Origin of the sequence: Pseudomonas sp. BF-R-24 (assembly GCF_019947335.1) — a bacterium.
Classification (GTDB): domain Bacteria; phylum Pseudomonadota; class Gammaproteobacteria; order Pseudomonadales; family Pseudomonadaceae; genus Aquipseudomonas; species Aquipseudomonas jessenii.
On sequence record NZ_JAGYGG010000003.1, the window covers coordinates 180,977 to 197,167 of the forward strand.

The window sequence follows — 16,191 nt, forward strand, 5'->3', positions numbered from 1 at the left end:
CATGGCCCCAGCCGACACTGGGGTCATGACGACAGCTCTGCATATCACCCTGATCACCGAAACCTTCCCACCGGAAATCAACGGCGTGGCCAATACCCTTGGTCGCTTGTGCGACGGTTTGCGCGCGCGCGGGCATCAAGTGGAACTGGTGCGGCCGCGTCAGGGCTGCGACCAGCAACTGGGCAGCGACGATGAATTGCTGCTGTGCCGCGGCTGGCCACTGCCGGGCTATCCCGGCCTGCAATGGGGTCAGTCGTCGATGCACAAGCTGCTGCGGCGCTGGACGCGTCACCGCCCGGATGTGCTCTACATCGCCACCGAGGGCCCGCTGGGGCTCTCTGCGTTGCGTGCGGCACGGCGACTGGGAATTTCCGTGGTCAGCGGTTTCCACACCAATTTCCAGCAGTACTCCAACCAGTACGGGCTTGGTTTGCTCACGCGCCTGCTGACTCACTACCTGCGCTGGTTCCACAACCGCTCGACCATGACCCTGGTGCCCAGCGTCAGCCAACGCATGGAACTCGAGCGGCGGCATTTCGAGCGCCTGGCGTTGCTGTCCCGTGGGGTCGACAGCGAATTGTTTCACCCGGCCAAACGCTTGAATGCCCTGCGCGAGCAATGGGGGTTGGCCGAAGCAGACATCGCCGTCATTCATGTCGGACGCCTGGCCCCGGAAAAGAATCTCGGCCTGCTCAAGCGCACCTTCAATACCCTCAAGGCGAGTTATCCCCAGCGCACGCTGAAACTGATCGTGGTCGGCGATGGCCCGCAGCGCCAGGAACTGGAAAACGAAATGCCCGAGGCGATTTTCTGCGGCACCCAACGGGGTGAAGCCCTGGCGTGTCACTACGCGTCGGGCGACGTGTTTCTGTTTCCGAGCCTGACCGAAACCTTTGGCAATGTGGTGCTTGAAGCACTTGCCTCGGGGCTCGGCGTGGTGGCCTACGACCAGGCGGCGGCGGCCCAGCATATTCGTCATGGCTACAACGGCGTATTGGCGATGCCGGGGGATGAAGAAGCGTTCTGCGATGCAGCGGCATGGCTGCTGGAGGAAAGGGAAGCCTTGCGCAATGTCAGGCTCAATGCGCGCCAGCATGCCAGTCGCCAGGGTTGGGCGACGATTATCGAGCAGTTCGAGGGACAGTTGCGCGGGGCCTGTGCCGGGGAGATGGTGGTGCCGAATGCGCCGACTGTTCCCTGATTTTGCAGTGCTCTTTAGTCAGTCTTCGCGAGCAAGCCCGCTCCTACATTGGTTCTGTGTCGTACACAAATCCCCTGTGGGAGCGAGCTTGCTCGCGATGAGGCCTTCCCGGTCGCCGCTTAAACCAGCGTCATCAACGCCTCACGACTGAACGGCAGAATGTCTTCCTCGCGGCCGTCACGCACTTTCTGCGCCCAGTCCGGATCCACCAGCAAGGCACGACCGACCGCCACCAGGTCGAACTCATCGTTGTTCAGGCGCTCCAGCAGTTTTTCCAGGCTGGCAGGCTGCGCGACCTTGTCGGTGTTAACCATGAACTGCAGGAACTCGCCGTCCAGGCCGACGCTGCCCACGGTGATGGTCGGCTTACCGGTGAGTTGGCGGGTCCAGCCAGCCAGGTTCAGCTCGGAACCGTCGAACTCCGGCTCCCAGAAGCGGCGGGTCGAACAGTGGAAAATGTCCACGCCTGCGTCGGCCAACGGCTTGAGGAACTCGCCCAAGGCTTCAGGGGTTTGCACCAGACGTGCGGTGTAGTCCTGCTGCTTCCACTGGGAGAAACGGAAGATGATCGGGAAACCTTCACCGACCGCGGCACGCACGGCCTGAATCAATTCAATGGCGAAGCGCGAACGGTTGGCCAGGCTGCCGCCGTATTCGTCGGTGCGCTGGTTGCTGCCTTCCCAGAAGAACTGGTCCACCAGATAACCGTGGGCACCGTGGATTTCCACGCCGTCCATGCCGATGCTCTGGGCATCCCTGGCGGCTTGGGCGAACGCGGCGATCACGTCCTGGATATCCTGTTTGGTCATGCCGTGAACCACGACCTGGCCTTCCTTCAGTTTTTCCGACGGGCCATAACCCGGCACGCTGGCGTCCGGCTCGGTGCCGATCCGGCGCACGCTGCCCACATGCCACAACTGCGGAACGATCTTGCCGCCTTCGGCGTGAACGGCGTCGACGACTTTCTTCCAGCCGGCCAGGGCTGCTTCGCCATAGAAATGCGGAACGTTCGGGTAGCCGTTGGAAGCCTTGTGACCGACGGTGGTGCCTTCGGTGATGATCAGGCCGACGCCGGCTGCGGCGCGGCAACGGTAGTATTCGATCACTTTGGAATTAGGCACGCCGCCTGGGGAAAAAGAGCGGGTCATCGGCGCCATGACGACGCGGGTCGGCAGTTCGAGGGTGCCGAGGTGGAACGGTTTGAACAGGGCTTTGACGGGCATGGGACGCTCCACAGGAATGACTTTATGACGGCGATAATATGGAGGTTCGCGCGTACTGAACAGCACTATTGATTTGGGTGATGTAGGAGCGAGCTTGCTCGCGATGGTGGTCAACGATAACGCTGGCGGTCTGATGCCCCGCGGTGTTCCTACAACCATCGCGAGCGAGCTCGCTCCTATAGGGGGGATATCAGCTCAGCGCTTTTTCAATCGCGTGAACGATGGTCGGATCATCCGGCGCCGTACGTGGCGAGAACCGTGCCAGCACACGCCCGTCCTTGCCCAGCAGGAACTTCTCGAAGTTCCAGGTGATGTCGCCGGGAAATTCCGCGCCCTCTCCCGCCAGCAGGCGATACAACTGATGACGTTCATGCCCGTTGACTTCCAGCTTGCTGGACAGCGGAAAGGTCACGCCATAGTTGAGGCTGCAGAAATCCTTGATTTCCTGCTCGGTCCCCGGTTCCTGCCCGGCAAACTGGTTGCACGGCAAGCCCAGGACGCTGAAGCCCTTGGCCTTGAATTGCTGATGGAGGTTTTCCAGCGCCGCGTACTGCGGGGTCAGGCCGCATTTGGAGGCGACGTTGACCACCAGTACGACTTGGCCTTTGAAAGGCGCCAGAGGTAGCTCCTGTCCATCCAGGGCTGTCAATTTAAGGTCGTGAAAAGCACTCATGGCGTACTCCAGATTCCCGTGTTCTTCTCGAAACAGCCACTTGGCGGTGTCATCAGGGACGGCCGCAGACTAAAAAGGCGCCCACAAGGCGCCTCTCCAGTTATCTGAGCTTAGCGCAGAAATCAGTGGTGATGGCCACCTTCGCCATGGACGTGACCATGAGCGATTTCTTCCTGGCTGGCGTCACGGATGGCAACGATCTTGACCTGGAAATTCAGGCGCTGACCGGCCAGCGGGTGGTTGCCGTCAACGGTGACGTCGTCGCCGTCCAGATCACGGATGGTCACGATCTGCATCTGGCCGTCCGGAGCGGAAGCGTGGAACTGCATGCCCACTTCCAGCTCGTCGACGCCTTCGAACATGCTGCGGCTCAGGGTGCTGACCAGTTCAGCGGCGTATTCGCCGTAAGCGTCTTCCGGTTCAACGGCTACGGTCAGCTCGTCGCCGACAGCCTTGCCTTCCAGAGCCTTTTCCAGGCCCGGGATGATGTTGCCTGCACCTTGCAGGTAGACCAGCGGCGCGCCGCCGGCGGAGCTGTCGATGACCTCACCAGCGTCGTTGGTCAGGGTATAGTCGATGGAGACAGCCTTATTGGCGGCGATCAGCATGGGGCGAGACCTTTTGCATAGGAAAATTGAAAGGCCAAGTTTAGCGAAGCAATCGTCCGAAAGCGAACACAACCCGGACAGACGGGATTCGACGATCACAGGCTTCCATCAGGACGAGGACGGACACTGGGTGGCCGAGCTTTCCTGCGGCCACACCCAGCACCTGCGGCACCAGCCACCCTGGCAATCCCGCGCCTGGGTCATGGACCCTGTGCAACGCCTTGAAAAAATAGGCCAGCCCTTTGCTTGCGGTTGGTGCGCACAGGGCTCGGTTAGCGATAACCTTGGCGACTGAATTTCGGTAGATCGTCAGATATAGATGATCACCTTTGCCATGCTCCTTCAGAGAATCCGCATGCAAACTTTTTTTATCGCGCCCACCGATTTTGGCGTGGGTCTGACCTCCATCAGCCTCGGGCTGGTGCGCACCCTTGAGCGGGCCGGGCTCAAGGTCGGTTTTTTCAAACCGATTGCCCAGCCGCATCCGGGCGACACGGGCCCGGAACGTTCCACCGAACTGGTGGCGCGTACCCACGGCTTGAAACCGCCCCAGCCCCTGGGCCTGGCCCATGTCGAGCGCATGCTCGGCGACGGCCAGCTCGATGAGTTGCTCGAAGAAATCATCACCCTTTATCAGCAGGCTGCCATCGGCAAGGACGTGCTGATCGTCGAAGGCATGGTGCCGACCCGCAGCGCCAGTTATGCCGCGCGGGTCAACCTGCACCTGGCCAAGAGCCTCGATGCCGAGGTGATCCTGGTCTCGGCACCGGAAAACGAAGTGCTGACCGAGCTCTCCGGTCGCGTCGAGTTGCAGGCGCAGTTGTTCGGCGGCCCGAAAGACCCGAAAGTCCTCGGTGTGATCCTCAACAAGGTCAAGACCGAAGAAAGCATGGAGGCCTTCGCCACGCGCCTGAAAGAGCATTCGCCGTTGCTGCGCAGTGGTGATTTCCGCTTGCTCGGCTGCATTCCGTTCCAGCCGGAACTGAACGCCCCGCGCACCCGCGACGTCGCCGACCTGATGGGCGCGCAAGTGCTCAACGCCGGTGATTACGAAACCCGGCGCATGACCAAGATCATCATTTGCGCCCGCACCATGCGTAACACCGTGGAGTTGCTCAAGCCCGGCGTGCTGGTGGTGACCCCCGGCGACCGCGACGACATCATCCTCGCCGTCAGCCTCGCGGCCTTGAACGGCGTGCCGCTCGCCGGCCTGCTGCTGACCAGCGACACCCTGCCCGACCCACGCATCATGGACCTGTGCCGTGGCGCCCTGCAGGCTGGTTTGCCGGTGCTGTCGGTGAGTACCGGCTCCTACGACACCGCCAACCTGCTCAATGGCCTGAACAAGGAAATCCCCATCGATGACCGCGAGCGCGCCGAAATCATCACCGATTTCATCGCCGGCCATCTCGATGCCAACTGGCTGCACCAGCGCTGCGGTACGCCACGGGAAATGCGCCTGTCGCCAGCGGTTTTCCGCTATCAATTGATCCAGCGCGCCCAGGCGGCCAACAAGCGCATCGTACTGCCCGAAGGCAGCGAGCCGCTGACCGTGCAGGCCGCTGCGATCTGCCAGGCCCGTGGCATCGCTCGCTGTGTGTTGCTGGCCAAGCCCGAGGACGTGCAGGCCGTCGCCCGTGCCCAGGGCATCGAGTTGCCACCGGGCCTGGAAATCATCGATCCGGACTCGATCCGCGAACGCTATGTCGAGCCGATGGTCGCGCTGCGCAAAAGCAAAAGCCTCAATGCGCCGATGGCCGAGCAACAACTGGAAGACACCGTGGTGATCGGCACCATGATGCTGGCCCTGGATGAAGTCGACGGCCTCGTATCGGGTGTGATCAACACCACCGCCAACACCATCCGCCCGGCCCTGCAGCTGATTAAAACCGCGCCAGGCTGCACCCTGGTGTCGTCGGTGTTCTTCATGCTGTTTCCGGAAGAGGTGCTGGTCTACGGCGACTGCGTGATGAACCCGCACCCGAGCGCCAGTGAACTGGCCGAGATCGCCCTGCAAAGCGCTGATTCGGCTGCCGCGTTCGGCATCACGCCACGGGTGGCGATGATCAGCTACTCCAGCGGCGAGTCGGACAGCGGTGAAGAAGTCGAGAAGGTCCGCGAGGCAACCCTGCTCGCCCACGAACAACAGCACTCGCTGCTGATCGACGGCCCCTTGCAGTACGACGCTGCCGCCAACGAAAGCGTGGCCCGGCAACTGGCGCCGAACAGTCAGGTGGCCGGTCGTGCCACGGTTTACGTATTCCCCGACCTCAACACCGGCAATACCACGCACAAGGCCGTACAGCGCAGCGCCGACTGCGTCAGCCTCGGCCCGATGCTGCAAGGCCTGCGCAAACCGGTGAACGATTTGCCGCGCGGCGCGCAGGTCGATGACATCGTCTACACCATCGCCCTGACCGCGATTCAAGCCGCCAACCGACCTATGGATGTGTAAATGCTGGACTTCTTACCTGCTGCGCTGCGGGGCGTGATCGCCTCGCTACTGTTGGCATTGAACACGATTCTGCTCTGCTCGTTCCTGTTCTGCGTGGCACTCGTCAAGGTATTGCCGTTCGCCCTCACCCAGCGCCTCGCGGGCTGGCTGATGAGCCATACCCACGAAGCCTGGATCAGCATCAACAAAGGCTGGATGAACCTGGTGCGCCGCACACGCTGGCACATCAGCGGCCTGCAAGGCCTCGACTATCAGCATTCGTACCTGATCACCAGCAACCACCAGAGCTGGGTCGACATCCTGGTGCTGCAATACGTGCTAAACCGGCGCATTCAGCCGCTGAAGTTCTTTCTCAAGCAGGAGTTGATCTGGGTTCCGGTGATCGGTCTGGCCTGGTGGGCGCTGGGCTTTCCGTTCATGAAGCGTTACTCCAAGGCTTATCTGGAAAAGCACCCGGAGAAGAAAGGCAAGGACCTGGAAACCACCCGCAAGACCTGTGCGAAATTCCGCGACAACCCGGTGGGCATTTTCAACTTCGTCGAAGGCACTCGCTTCACCGAGGGCAAGCACAAGCAACAGCAGTCACCCTTCAAGTACCTGCTCAAGGCCAAGGCCGGCGGCATTGCCTTTGTGCTGGATGCGATGGGCGAGCAGCTTGAATCCCTGGTCAACGTGACCATCCACTACCCCGCCGGGCGCCCGGGTTTCTGGGATTTGCTGTGCGGGAACGTTGCGGATGTGGTGGTGCACTTTGAAGAGCTGAAGATTCCGCCACAGTTCATCGGCAAGAACTACGACCAGGATGGTGAGTACCGCCTGCAGTTTCAGGGCTGGATCAATCAGTTGTGGCTGGACAAGGATGCGTTGCTGGAACAGCTGCACCACGAATTCCCAGACCGCCGCTGAACCAATGTGGGAGCGGGCTTGCTCGCGAATACGGACTGACATTCAACATGGATGCTGACTGATCCACCGCTTTCGCGAGCAAGCCCGCTCCCACATTTGACCGAGTTGACCAAAAAAAAACCGCAGATGATCACTCATCGACGGGTTTCTTTTTACCGGTCAGCGCTTAGATCGCACCACGCTTGCGTAGCAGATCCAGCACTTGCTTGACGCCGTCTTCCAGCGAAACGGAACTCAGTTCCAAGCGATGAAGCTGACGATTACCCACTCACCAGCGCACTCTTAAGTTCAGCCTGACTCGGGCTTGACGCTTAAGACTGTCGAATATCTAGTTGGCTTTCACTGAAAATCTGAAGACAAAAATGAGAAACAGATAACTTATATATGGGTTTCGCTACACATAACCATCACTTCCCCCAGTACAGCATCCATACTCATCACCGTTATCGTCCTTGCCAGCATTTTGATTGCCAAACTCAAGAGGACCGATGGTAACTGTTGGAACTATCTCTGGAGGAGGAACCGGAATCACCGGATTTGTGGGCGGAACAAAACCCCCACCCCTACTATGTTCACTGACTGTAGAAAATGCCGAAGGCACCAACTCCCCGCTCTCAGGCGACCAATTAAATGAAAGCATATAATTGTTGTATGACGCCCCCAGGATGTCTCTATGCACAAGCCTCATATCGGGCGCCCAGACATAGTCAAGATAGCTATCCAAAACGTTACCTTTAAAGAAGTTCGTAGCATTCATCGCTAGACTTTCAAACGCTTTTGATTTAAGAATAGAATACAGACCAACTCCTATTGATACAACACTTGCACCACCAACAACCATGAACGGTGCGGCTCCCAAAACAGCCATGGTAGCAATCACACCTGCAACATTCCCCACAAGACTAATGACATCACCCCTTTGAAAACCGGCCCCATCCCTAACATCCACCCCAATCTTTAGAAACGTAATCGTACCTGCAACTATATTGGCTGGCATACTCACAATGGGAACATAGGGACCTGCCAGCTTAGTGACTGACGTCACGCTCGCTATTACAGCACCGGTTTGCGCTGCTTGGTTAAACAACACCATCCCATTACCGTTAACCAAGAACTGGTCTGATATCGCAGTTGCGCCCGAGCCTACAGTTACACCATCGCTCACGACACCTAAAAATATTTCAGCTTTCCCGGCCATTATTTCTCCTTGATCACAGTTTTAAATGCAAGTGTCATTCTTACCTGATCACACTTCACGGAAGGTGATCTCGCAGCATGTGGAATTCGTCCATCGAATATCACTACGCGACGAGATTTCGGCAGAACTGCCTTGACGATATTTTCTTTATTATCATCGTAGAAAACGAGCTCCCCTCCCCAGGACGTCGGCCAGTACTCGTTACAGAAAACGATCACGGTCAATCCTGGGTTCGTCTTGTTATCACGGTGAATAATGGTGTCTTGCCCGAACGTCTGCCCGTTTGCATAAACACCTAATAATGTCATGTTAAAATTATGTAAGTCTGAAAATCGCTCCCAAAAACCGATCAGAAAACGCCATGATTCATTGCTGCTCAATTCTTCTAAACAGGACTGCCGATCAGGACGACCTTTACCCGCAATAAACACGTGCCAACAGGGTCTAACGAAGGGGAGTTCTTCATAATTCGGCCAGTTGTATCTCCAGACAGCCCCCTTAAGCTGAAGTTTTATACCAACCTCTTCGCTTTCCGTGAGGAAATCGTCAACTACATATATCTGATTATCAATCCGCTCGACTTTCATGCGCTTTCCTTTTCGCTACAACTCTATTCCAAACTCCGTTTCGAACAATTATCAGAAGCAAATACAAGGACGAAACAGCTCCCAAAATCGCCACAAAATAGTTCCCACTATTGTAGTACCTCATCCAATCCAATATCTCTTCACGACTGACAATCAATCTGTTATCAAAATCATAAATCCACCAAACAAACCGCTTACTCCGATCTGAGTCTACAGCGACCCACAGTTTTCGTGACTTCCTCAAATCCAAATGCTGAAGATCACTACTACGAGCCACAATAGTGTAGTTATACGCATCATCACCCAACCCGACCTTCAGATACAAATATGAGTCATTCCTTGACTGCGAAACTTCTCTGTATATGTAAGCATTCTCCATAACCAGCCTTTCTGGCAAGGAAGGGATCTCCTTTACGTCGCCGAGCATATAAGCCGATGCAAAAACCAGGAAAAAAAATACAATTACACAAAAAACAACTTCACCCACACCCGCAACATACCCAGAAGGGATATATAAATCTTTTGCACGCATACACCCCCCCATGAACGCTGACCAACAACATTATGCACCTAAGGGTTGAGTGTTTTCTGGATCGATAAAAATTCCGCTATTACACACTCTTTGGCGCAGCACGCAACATCCAGAACAATTAACGTGCACACTAGTGGCACGTCTCCTACCTTTGATATCTGCCTTTGTGCAATCGACCCAACATACACCCGAATAGACTTCTACCTTGCATCTACCAAGGACAATATCTCTGCATGCGAATAAATATAACTTACCCGTTTCCGATATTCCTGTAGTCCATTTCCCATGCGCTAACAGCGCTGGAAACTCACGCGAAATTGCCGATTGCTTACACGACTTGCATTGGACTTATCCAGCAAGTGATGTGGCTGCAAGGGCCTCTTCGCCGGCAAGCCAGCTCCTACAAAGATCGCGTCGCTCACAAAAATTTGTGAACACCTTCAAAACTGTGGGAGCTGGCTTGCCAGCGAAGGCGTTTTCAAGAACACAAAAAAACCCGCCGATGATCACTCATCGGCGGGTTTTTCATTTCCGGCTAAGGCTTAGATCGCGCCACGCTCACGCAGCAGACCCAGCACTTGCTTGACGCCTTCCTCCAGCGACACGGACTGGGTGTCGATCACCAGGTCGGCATCCAGCGGCACGTCGTACGGGAAGGACTCGCCCGGGATGTTATCCCCGGCCGCCGCGTACAAACCTTGCGGATCACGCTCGGCGCAGACCGTCGGCGAAGCCTGGACGTAGACCGTCAGCAGACGCTCCTTGCCGATCAGTTCCCGGGCCTGTTCACGCCCTTCGGCACTCGGGGCAACGAACGCAGCGAGGGTCAGCAGACCAGCCTCGTTGAACTGACGCGCCACGTGCGCGGCACGACGCCAGTTCTCGGTACGCCCGGCGCGATCCTGTGGCAGACCTTTGTTCAGGTCGTGACGCAGGTTCTGGCCATCGAGCACGAACACCGCACGCCCCATGTCGAACAACTTGCGTTCAACCGCATACGCCAGGGTGCTTTTGCCTGCGCCCGACAAGCCGCTGAACAACACGGTGGCCGGTTGCTGGCCGAAGCGCTGTGCGCGTTCTTCGGTGGCAACGTGGGCCAGTTTGCCGTGGTGCGTACTGGTGCCATGGGCCAAAGGCTGGGCGACGATCATGCCCGCGCCAACGGTGCCGTTGGTCAAGCGGTCGATGATGATGAAGGCGCCGGTGGTGCGGTTGCTGTCGTAACCGTCAAGGGCAATCGGCGCATCGAGCGCGATCTTGACCTTGCCGATTTCGTTCAGCTGCAACGCGCTGGCCGGACCTTCTTCCAGGGTGTTCACGTCGACCTTGTTGACGATGCTGGCGATGGAGCCCGGCACGTAACTGGTGGCGCGTTTGATGTCGTACTTCTTGCCCGGCAGCATCGGTTCCTCAGCCATCCACACCAGCATCGCTTCGAAGCTGTCGGTGACTGGCGGCACGTTGTCGGCATGTACCAACAGGTCGCCACGGGAAATATCGATTTCGTCTTCCATGGTCAGCGTTACAGCCTGACCAGGACCTGCGTGCTCCAGTTCACCTTCGAAGGTGACGATGGATTTCACGCGGCTGCTCTTGCCCGACGGCAGGACCACGACTTCGTCGCCTTTCTTGACGATGCCGCTGGCCAGTGTGCCGGCGAAGCCACGGAAGTTCAGGTTCGGACGGTTGACGTACTGAACCGGGAAACGCAAGTCGGTGAAGTTGCGATCGCCCGCAACTTCCACGGTCTCGAGGATCTCCATCAGCGACTGGCCGGTGTACCACGGCGAGCGCTCGGACTTGTTCACCACGTTGTCGCCTTTCAGCGCAGACATCGGCACGAAGTGCATCGTGGTGGGCTTCATCTTCAAGCCTTCGGCGAACTGCAGGTAGTCGGCCTTGATCGACTCGAACACACCCTGGTCGAAGTCCTTGAGGTCCATCTTGTTGATGGCCACGACTATGTGCTTGATGCCCAGCAACGAGGCGATGAAGCTGTGGCGACGGGTCTGGGTCTGCACGCCGTAACGGGCGTCGACCAGGATGATCGCCAGGTCACAGGTGGAGGCACCGGTGGCCATGTTGCGGGTGTACTGCTCGTGGCCAGGGGTGTCGGCAATGATGAATTTGCGCTTGGCGGTGGAGAAGTAGCGGTACGCGACATCGATGGTGATGCCTTGTTCACGCTCGGCCTGCAGGCCGTCGACCAGCAGCGCCAGGTCGATGTCTTCGCCGGTGGTGCCGACTTTTTTCGAATCGCGGGTAATGGCTTCCAGGTGATCTTCGTAGATCATCTTGGAGTCGTGCAGCAGGCGCCCGATCAGGGTGCTCTTGCCGTCGTCGACGTTACCGCAGGTCAGAAAGCGCAGCAGCTCTTTACGTTCGTGCTGGCCCAGGTAGGCGAGGATGTCCTCGCTGATCAAATCAGATGCGTGCGACATGACAACCCCTTAGAAATAACCCTGACGTTTTTTGTCTTCCATCGAGCCTGCGCCATCGTGGTCGATGACACGGCCCTGGCGCTCGGAAGTTCGCGTCAGGAGCATTTCCTGAATGATGTCCGTGAGGCTTTCGGCCTCGGACTCCACCGCGCCCGTCAACGGGTAGCAACCAAGGGTACGGAAACGCACTTTCTTTTTGACGATGCGCGCTTTGTCTTCGTCGCTCAGGTGTTCGAGGATGCGCTCGTCGTCGATCATGATCAGCGTGCCGTTCTTCTCGATGACTTCACGCTCGGCGGCGAAGTACAGCGGAACGATCGGGATGCCTTCAAGGTAGATGTACTGCCAGATGTCCAGCTCGGTCCAGTTCGACAGCGGGAAGACGCGGATCGACTCGCCCTTGTTGACCTTGCCGTTGTAGACGTTCCACAGCTCGGGGCGCTGGTTTTTCGGATCCCAGCGGTGCTTGCTGTCGCGGAACGAGTACACGCGCTCTTTGGCGCGGGATTTCTCTTCATCGCGACGGGCGCCGCCGAATGCTGCGTCGAAACCATACTTGTCGAGTGCCTGCTTGAGGCCCTCGGTCTTCATGATGTCGGTGTGCTTGGCGCTGCCGTGGGTGAACGGGTTGATGTCCTGCGCCACGCCGTCCGGGTTGACGTGGGTGATCAGGTCGAGGCCCAGCTCGGCGACCATCTTGTCGCGGAAGCTGTACATCTCCTTGAATTTCCAGCGAGTGTCGACGTGCATCACCGGAAACGGCAGCTTGCCCGGGAAGAACGCCTTGCGTGCCAGATGCAGCATCACGGCGGAGTCTTTACCGATGGAGTACAGCATCACCGGGTTATCGAACTCGGCGGCCACCTCGCGGATGATGTGGATGCTTTCCGCCTCCAGCTGTTTCAGATGCGTCAGTTTGTCGACCATGGCTACTCACGAAAACTTTCTTATGAACGGCCACCGGGCCGTGTTCGAGCGGGGATCCTAGCACAGCGACCCCTTCTAATCAGGACGCCAACTAGATCGAAAGAGCATATGAATATGCCTGCCTGTTTGGCCTGCAGGAGCGAGCCTGCTCGCGATGGGCGTCAACGATAACGCTGGGAGTCTGACACCCCGCGGTGTTCTCGGGTACATCGCGAGCAAGGCTCGCTCCTACAGGGATAGCGTTTCGTCAGATCGGATTCGGGCAATCGATGAAGATGTGCTCCAGCGCAAACCGACGGGCCAGATAATCCCCCAGCGCCTGAACGCCGTAGCGCTCGGTCGCATGGTGACCGGCGGCGATGAAGCTGATGTCGTTTTCCCTGGCGCTGTGGAAGGTTTGCTCGGAAGCCTCGCCGCTGAGATAAAGATCGACACCCGCCAGAATGGCTTGATCGATGTAACCCTGGCCACCACCGGTGCACCAGCCGACGCGGCGTACCATGGCGCTGCCTTCGATCAACAGCGGCTCACGCCCCATCACTTCCTGGACGCGGCGGGCGAAATCCCGGGGCATCATTGGCTCGTTCAGCGAGCCGACCAGGCCGACAATCTTCAGGTTGTCCGGATCCAGCGGTCCTTCGACGGTGATGTCGAGCTGTCGCGCGAGCTGCGCGTTATTGCCGACGTCCGGGTGCAGGTCCAGCGGCAGGTGATAGGACAACAGGCTGATATCGTGCTTGAGCAGGGTCTTCAAGCGGCGCTGCTTCATGCCGGTGATGCACGGGTTTTCACCTTTCCAGAAGTAGCCATGATGCACCAGCACCAGGTCTGCGTTGGCCTCCACGGCCGCATCGAGCAAGGCCTGGCTGGCGGTGACGCCACTGACAATGCGCATCACTTGTGGCCGCCCCTCGACCTGCAGGCCATTGGGGCAATAATCGGCGATTTTGGCGCTGTTGAGGTAGCGGTCGGCTTCTTCGACCAGGGTGCTCAGGGCGACGGCCATAAAAGACTCCTAAATATCCCGTTCAGAGGCGCGTGCGGCCTCGTATAATGCGCGTCATTATGAGCGGTCCCAGACCGCCTGCAACTCTCTCAGGAACTGCTTAATGCTCAAGGCGCTGCGTTTTTCCGGCTGGCCGCTGTTGGCCGGCGTGCTTGTCGCTCTTTTGATAATCCAGCGTTACCCGCAGTGGGTCGGGCTCCCGAGCCTCGACGTCAATCTGCAACAGGCGCCGCAAACCACCAGCATGCAGCAGGGTCCGGTGTCTTATGCCGAAGCGGTATCCACCGCGGCACCATCGGTGGTGAACCTGTACACCACCAAAGTCATCAACAAACCCAACCATCCGCTGTTCGAAGATCCGCAGTTTCGTCGCTTCTTCGGCGATAACTCGCCCAAGCAGAAACGCATGGAGTCGAGCCTCGGTTCCGGCGTGATCATGAGCCCGGAAGGCTACATCCTGACCAACAACCACGTGACCAGCGGTGCCGACCAGATCGTGGTGGCGCTCAAGGACGGCCGGGAAACCCTGGCGCGAGTGATCGGCAGCGACCCGGAGACCGACCTCGCGGTTCTGAAAATCGACTTGAAAAACTTGCCGGCGATCACCGTGGGGCGTTCCGACAACATCCGCATCGGCGATGTCGCGCTGGCCATCGGCAACCCCTTCGGCGTCGGCCAGACCGTAACCATGGGCATCATCAGCGCCACCGGGCGCAATCAATTGGGCCTGAACAACTACGAAGACTTCATCCAGACCGATGCGGCGATCAACCCGGGCAACTCAGGCGGTGCGCTGGTGGATGCCATCGGCAACCTGACCGGCATCAACACGGCGATCTTTTCCAAGTCCGGGGGCTCCCAGGGCATTGGGTTCGCAATCCCCGTGAAGCTGGCGATGGAAGTGATGAAGTCGATCATCGAGCACGGCCAGGTGATTCGTGGCTGGCTGGGTATCGAGGTGCAGCCGCTGACCCAGGAACTGGCCGAGTCGTTCGGCTTGTCCGGTCGTCCAGGCATTGTCGTGGCGGGAATTTTCCGCGATGGCCCGGCACAGAAGGCCGGTCTGCAACTGGGTGATGTGATTCTTGCCATCGATGGCGAACCGGCCGGTGATGGCCGTCGCTCGATGAATCAGGTAGCGCGGATCAAGCCGACCGACAAGGTCGCGATCGAGGTGATGCGTAACGGCAAGGAGCTCAAGCTGATGGCTGAAGTCGGCCTGCGTCCGCCGCCGGCTCCGATCAAGGATAAAGAAGAAGAGTAAACGGCTAATACAAACCCTTGTGGGAGCGGGCTTGGTCGCGAAGGTGTGTCAGTCAACATCAATGTATCTGAGACACCATCGCGAGCAAGCTCGCTCCCACAGGGTCGTGCCTGGTTTTACAAGTCGCCCAGGCCGTCGATCAGCGCCTGATTCTGCTCTGGCGTGCCAATGGAGATCCGCAGGAACTGGGCAATCCGCTCCTGCTTGAAGTGCCGGACGATCACGCCTTGCTCGCGCAGCTTCGCCGCAAGCCCCGCCGCATCGTGCCGGGGGTGACGGGCAAAAATGAAGTTCGCCGCCGATGGCAGCACTTCAAAACCCTTCTCCTCCAGCTGTGCAACGACCTTCTCGCGATTCTCGATCACCAACCGGCAGGTCTTGTCGAAATACTCGCGATCCTCGAACGCGGCGGCAGCGCCGACATTCGCCATGCGATCCAGCGGATAGGAGTTGAAGCTGTTCTTGATCCGCTCCAGCGCCTCGATCAGGTCCGGATGGCCGACCGCCAATCCAACCCGCAGGCCCGCCAGGGAACGGGACTTGGACAGGGTCTGGGTCACCAGCAGGTTCGGATAACGGTCCACCAGGGTGATTGCCGTCTCGCCACCGAAGTCGATGTAGGCCTCGTCGACCACCACCACCGAATCCGGGCTTGCCTTGAGAATCTGCTCCACCGCTTCCAGCGCCAACAGGCAGCCGGTCGGTGCGTTCGGGTTGGGGAAGATGATCCCGCCGTTCGGCCTGGCATAGTCCGCCGGGTTGATCTGGAACTGCTCGTCCAGCGGCACCGCGTCGAACTTGATGCCGTACAAACCGCAGTAGACCGGGTAGAAGCTGTAGCTGATATCCGGGAACAACAGCGGCTGATCGTGCTGCAGCAAACCGTGGAAGATGTGCGCCAGCACTTCATCGGAACCGTTGCCGAGGAACACTTGATTGCTTTGCACACCGTAGTACCTGGCGACCGCGTTCTTCAGCAGATCGCTGTTCGGGTCCGGGTACAGACGCAGGTTGTCGTTCAGTTCGGTTTGCATCGCGGCCAAGGCTTTGGGCGATGGACCGTACGGATTTTCATTGGTGTTGAGCTTCACCAGTTTTGCCAGCTTCGGCTGCTCGCCCGGGACGTAAGGCACCAGATTCTTGACGAACGGGCTCCAGAATTTACTCATG

The 16,191-nt window shown here is 58.4% G+C and carries 15 protein-coding genes; 5 read left to right on the forward strand and 10 right to left on the reverse strand.

The window, feature by feature from the left end:
- Position 1: 1 nt before the first annotated feature.
- Entirely contained in the window at positions 2–1,201 is a 1,200-nt protein-coding gene (locus KGA98_RS03770) for a glycosyltransferase family 4 protein (protein WP_154861600.1), read from the forward strand.
- A gap of 119 nt (positions 1,202–1,320) precedes the next feature.
- Here the strand turns inward: KGA98_RS03770 and KGA98_RS03775 are convergent, their stop codons facing one another.
- The 3 genes from KGA98_RS03775 to KGA98_RS03785 all read right to left on the reverse strand — a co-directional run bounded on the left by KGA98_RS03775 (position 1,321) and on the right by KGA98_RS03785 (position 3,705).
- Entirely contained in the window at positions 1,321–2,424 is a 1,104-nt protein-coding gene (locus KGA98_RS03775) for an NADH:flavin oxidoreductase (protein ID WP_223501339.1), read from the reverse strand.
- Positions 2,425–2,614: 190 nt separating this feature from the next.
- The gene (locus tag KGA98_RS03780) at positions 2,615–3,097 is read right to left on the reverse strand and encodes a glutathione peroxidase (RefSeq protein WP_150812800.1); all 483 of its coding nucleotides are present in this window, start codon (positions 3,095–3,097) and stop codon (positions 2,615–2,617) included.
- A gap of 122 nt (positions 3,098–3,219) precedes the next feature.
- Positions 3,220–3,705, reverse strand: coding sequence for a peptidylprolyl isomerase (locus tag KGA98_RS03785; RefSeq protein ID WP_007942189.1), 486 nt, complete (start codon positions 3,703–3,705; stop codon positions 3,220–3,222).
- Between KGA98_RS03785 and KGA98_RS03790 the strand changes: the two genes are divergently transcribed.
- Genes KGA98_RS03790 through KGA98_RS03800 form a run of 3 tightly spaced genes read left to right on the forward strand, consistent with a single transcriptional unit; the run spans position 3,674 to position 7,066 of the window.
- Positions 3,674–4,000 (forward strand): DUF3565 domain-containing protein, encoded by a 327-nt coding sequence (locus KGA98_RS03790; RefSeq protein ID WP_057716672.1) that lies wholly within the window; start codon positions 3,674–3,676, stop codon positions 3,998–4,000. The two genes, KGA98_RS03785 and KGA98_RS03790, sit on opposite strands and share 32 nt — an antisense overlap.
- A 60-nt stretch (positions 4,001–4,060) precedes the next feature.
- Entirely contained in the window at positions 4,061–6,160 is a 2,100-nt protein-coding gene (pta, locus tag KGA98_RS03795; RefSeq protein WP_223501342.1) for a phosphate acetyltransferase, read from the forward strand.
- The gene (locus KGA98_RS03800) at positions 6,161–7,066 is read left to right on the forward strand and encodes an acyltransferase (protein WP_057716407.1); all 906 of its coding nucleotides are present in this window, start codon (positions 6,161–6,163) and stop codon (positions 7,064–7,066) included.
- A gap of 394 nt (positions 7,067–7,460) precedes the next feature.
- Here the strand turns inward: KGA98_RS03800 and KGA98_RS03805 are convergent, their stop codons facing one another.
- The 6 genes from KGA98_RS03805 to KGA98_RS03830 all read right to left on the reverse strand — a co-directional run bounded on the left by KGA98_RS03805 (position 7,461) and on the right by KGA98_RS03830 (position 13,757).
- On the reverse strand, positions 7,461–8,264 hold the full coding sequence (locus tag KGA98_RS03805; RefSeq protein ID WP_223501344.1) for a hypothetical protein: 804 nt from the start codon (positions 8,262–8,264) through the stop codon (positions 7,461–7,463).
- Positions 8,264–8,851 carry a 2OG-Fe(II) oxygenase gene (locus tag KGA98_RS03810; protein WP_223501352.1) on the reverse strand — a complete coding sequence of 196 codons (588 nt, stop codon included), beginning with the start codon at positions 8,849–8,851 and terminating at the stop codon, positions 8,264–8,266. The genes KGA98_RS03805 and KGA98_RS03810 overlap by 1 nt, the downstream gene beginning before the upstream one ends.
- Positions 8,832–9,383, reverse strand: a complete 552-nt coding sequence (locus KGA98_RS03815; RefSeq protein WP_223501354.1) for a hypothetical protein — start codon at positions 9,381–9,383, stop codon at positions 8,832–8,834. The genes KGA98_RS03810 and KGA98_RS03815 overlap by 20 nt, the downstream gene beginning before the upstream one ends.
- A gap of 542 nt (positions 9,384–9,925) precedes the next feature.
- Positions 9,926–11,824: a sulfate adenylyltransferase subunit CysN gene (gene cysN / locus KGA98_RS03820; protein ID WP_102669094.1), complete on the reverse strand. Its 1,899-nt coding sequence runs from the start codon at positions 11,822–11,824 to the stop codon at positions 9,926–9,928.
- A gap of 9 nt (positions 11,825–11,833) precedes the next feature.
- Positions 11,834–12,751 (reverse strand): sulfate adenylyltransferase subunit CysD, encoded by a 918-nt coding sequence (gene cysD, locus KGA98_RS03825; protein WP_008046199.1) that lies wholly within the window; start codon positions 12,749–12,751, stop codon positions 11,834–11,836.
- A 247-nt stretch (positions 12,752–12,998) separates the two neighbouring features.
- Positions 12,999–13,757 (reverse strand): Nif3-like dinuclear metal center hexameric protein, encoded by a 759-nt coding sequence (locus KGA98_RS03830; protein ID WP_057716409.1) that lies wholly within the window; start codon positions 13,755–13,757, stop codon positions 12,999–13,001.
- A 103-nt stretch (positions 13,758–13,860) separates the two neighbouring features.
- Between KGA98_RS03830 and algW the strand changes: the two genes are divergently transcribed.
- Positions 13,861–15,021 (forward strand): Do family serine endopeptidase AlgW, encoded by a 1,161-nt coding sequence (gene algW / locus KGA98_RS03835; protein WP_223501356.1) that lies wholly within the window; start codon positions 13,861–13,863, stop codon positions 15,019–15,021.
- A gap of 116 nt (positions 15,022–15,137) precedes the next feature.
- Here the strand turns inward: algW and hisC are convergent, their stop codons facing one another.
- Positions 15,138–16,190 (reverse strand): histidinol-phosphate transaminase, encoded by a 1,053-nt coding sequence (gene hisC / locus KGA98_RS03840; RefSeq protein WP_154861588.1) that lies wholly within the window; start codon positions 16,188–16,190, stop codon positions 15,138–15,140.
- Position 16,191: the final 1 nt, after the last annotated feature.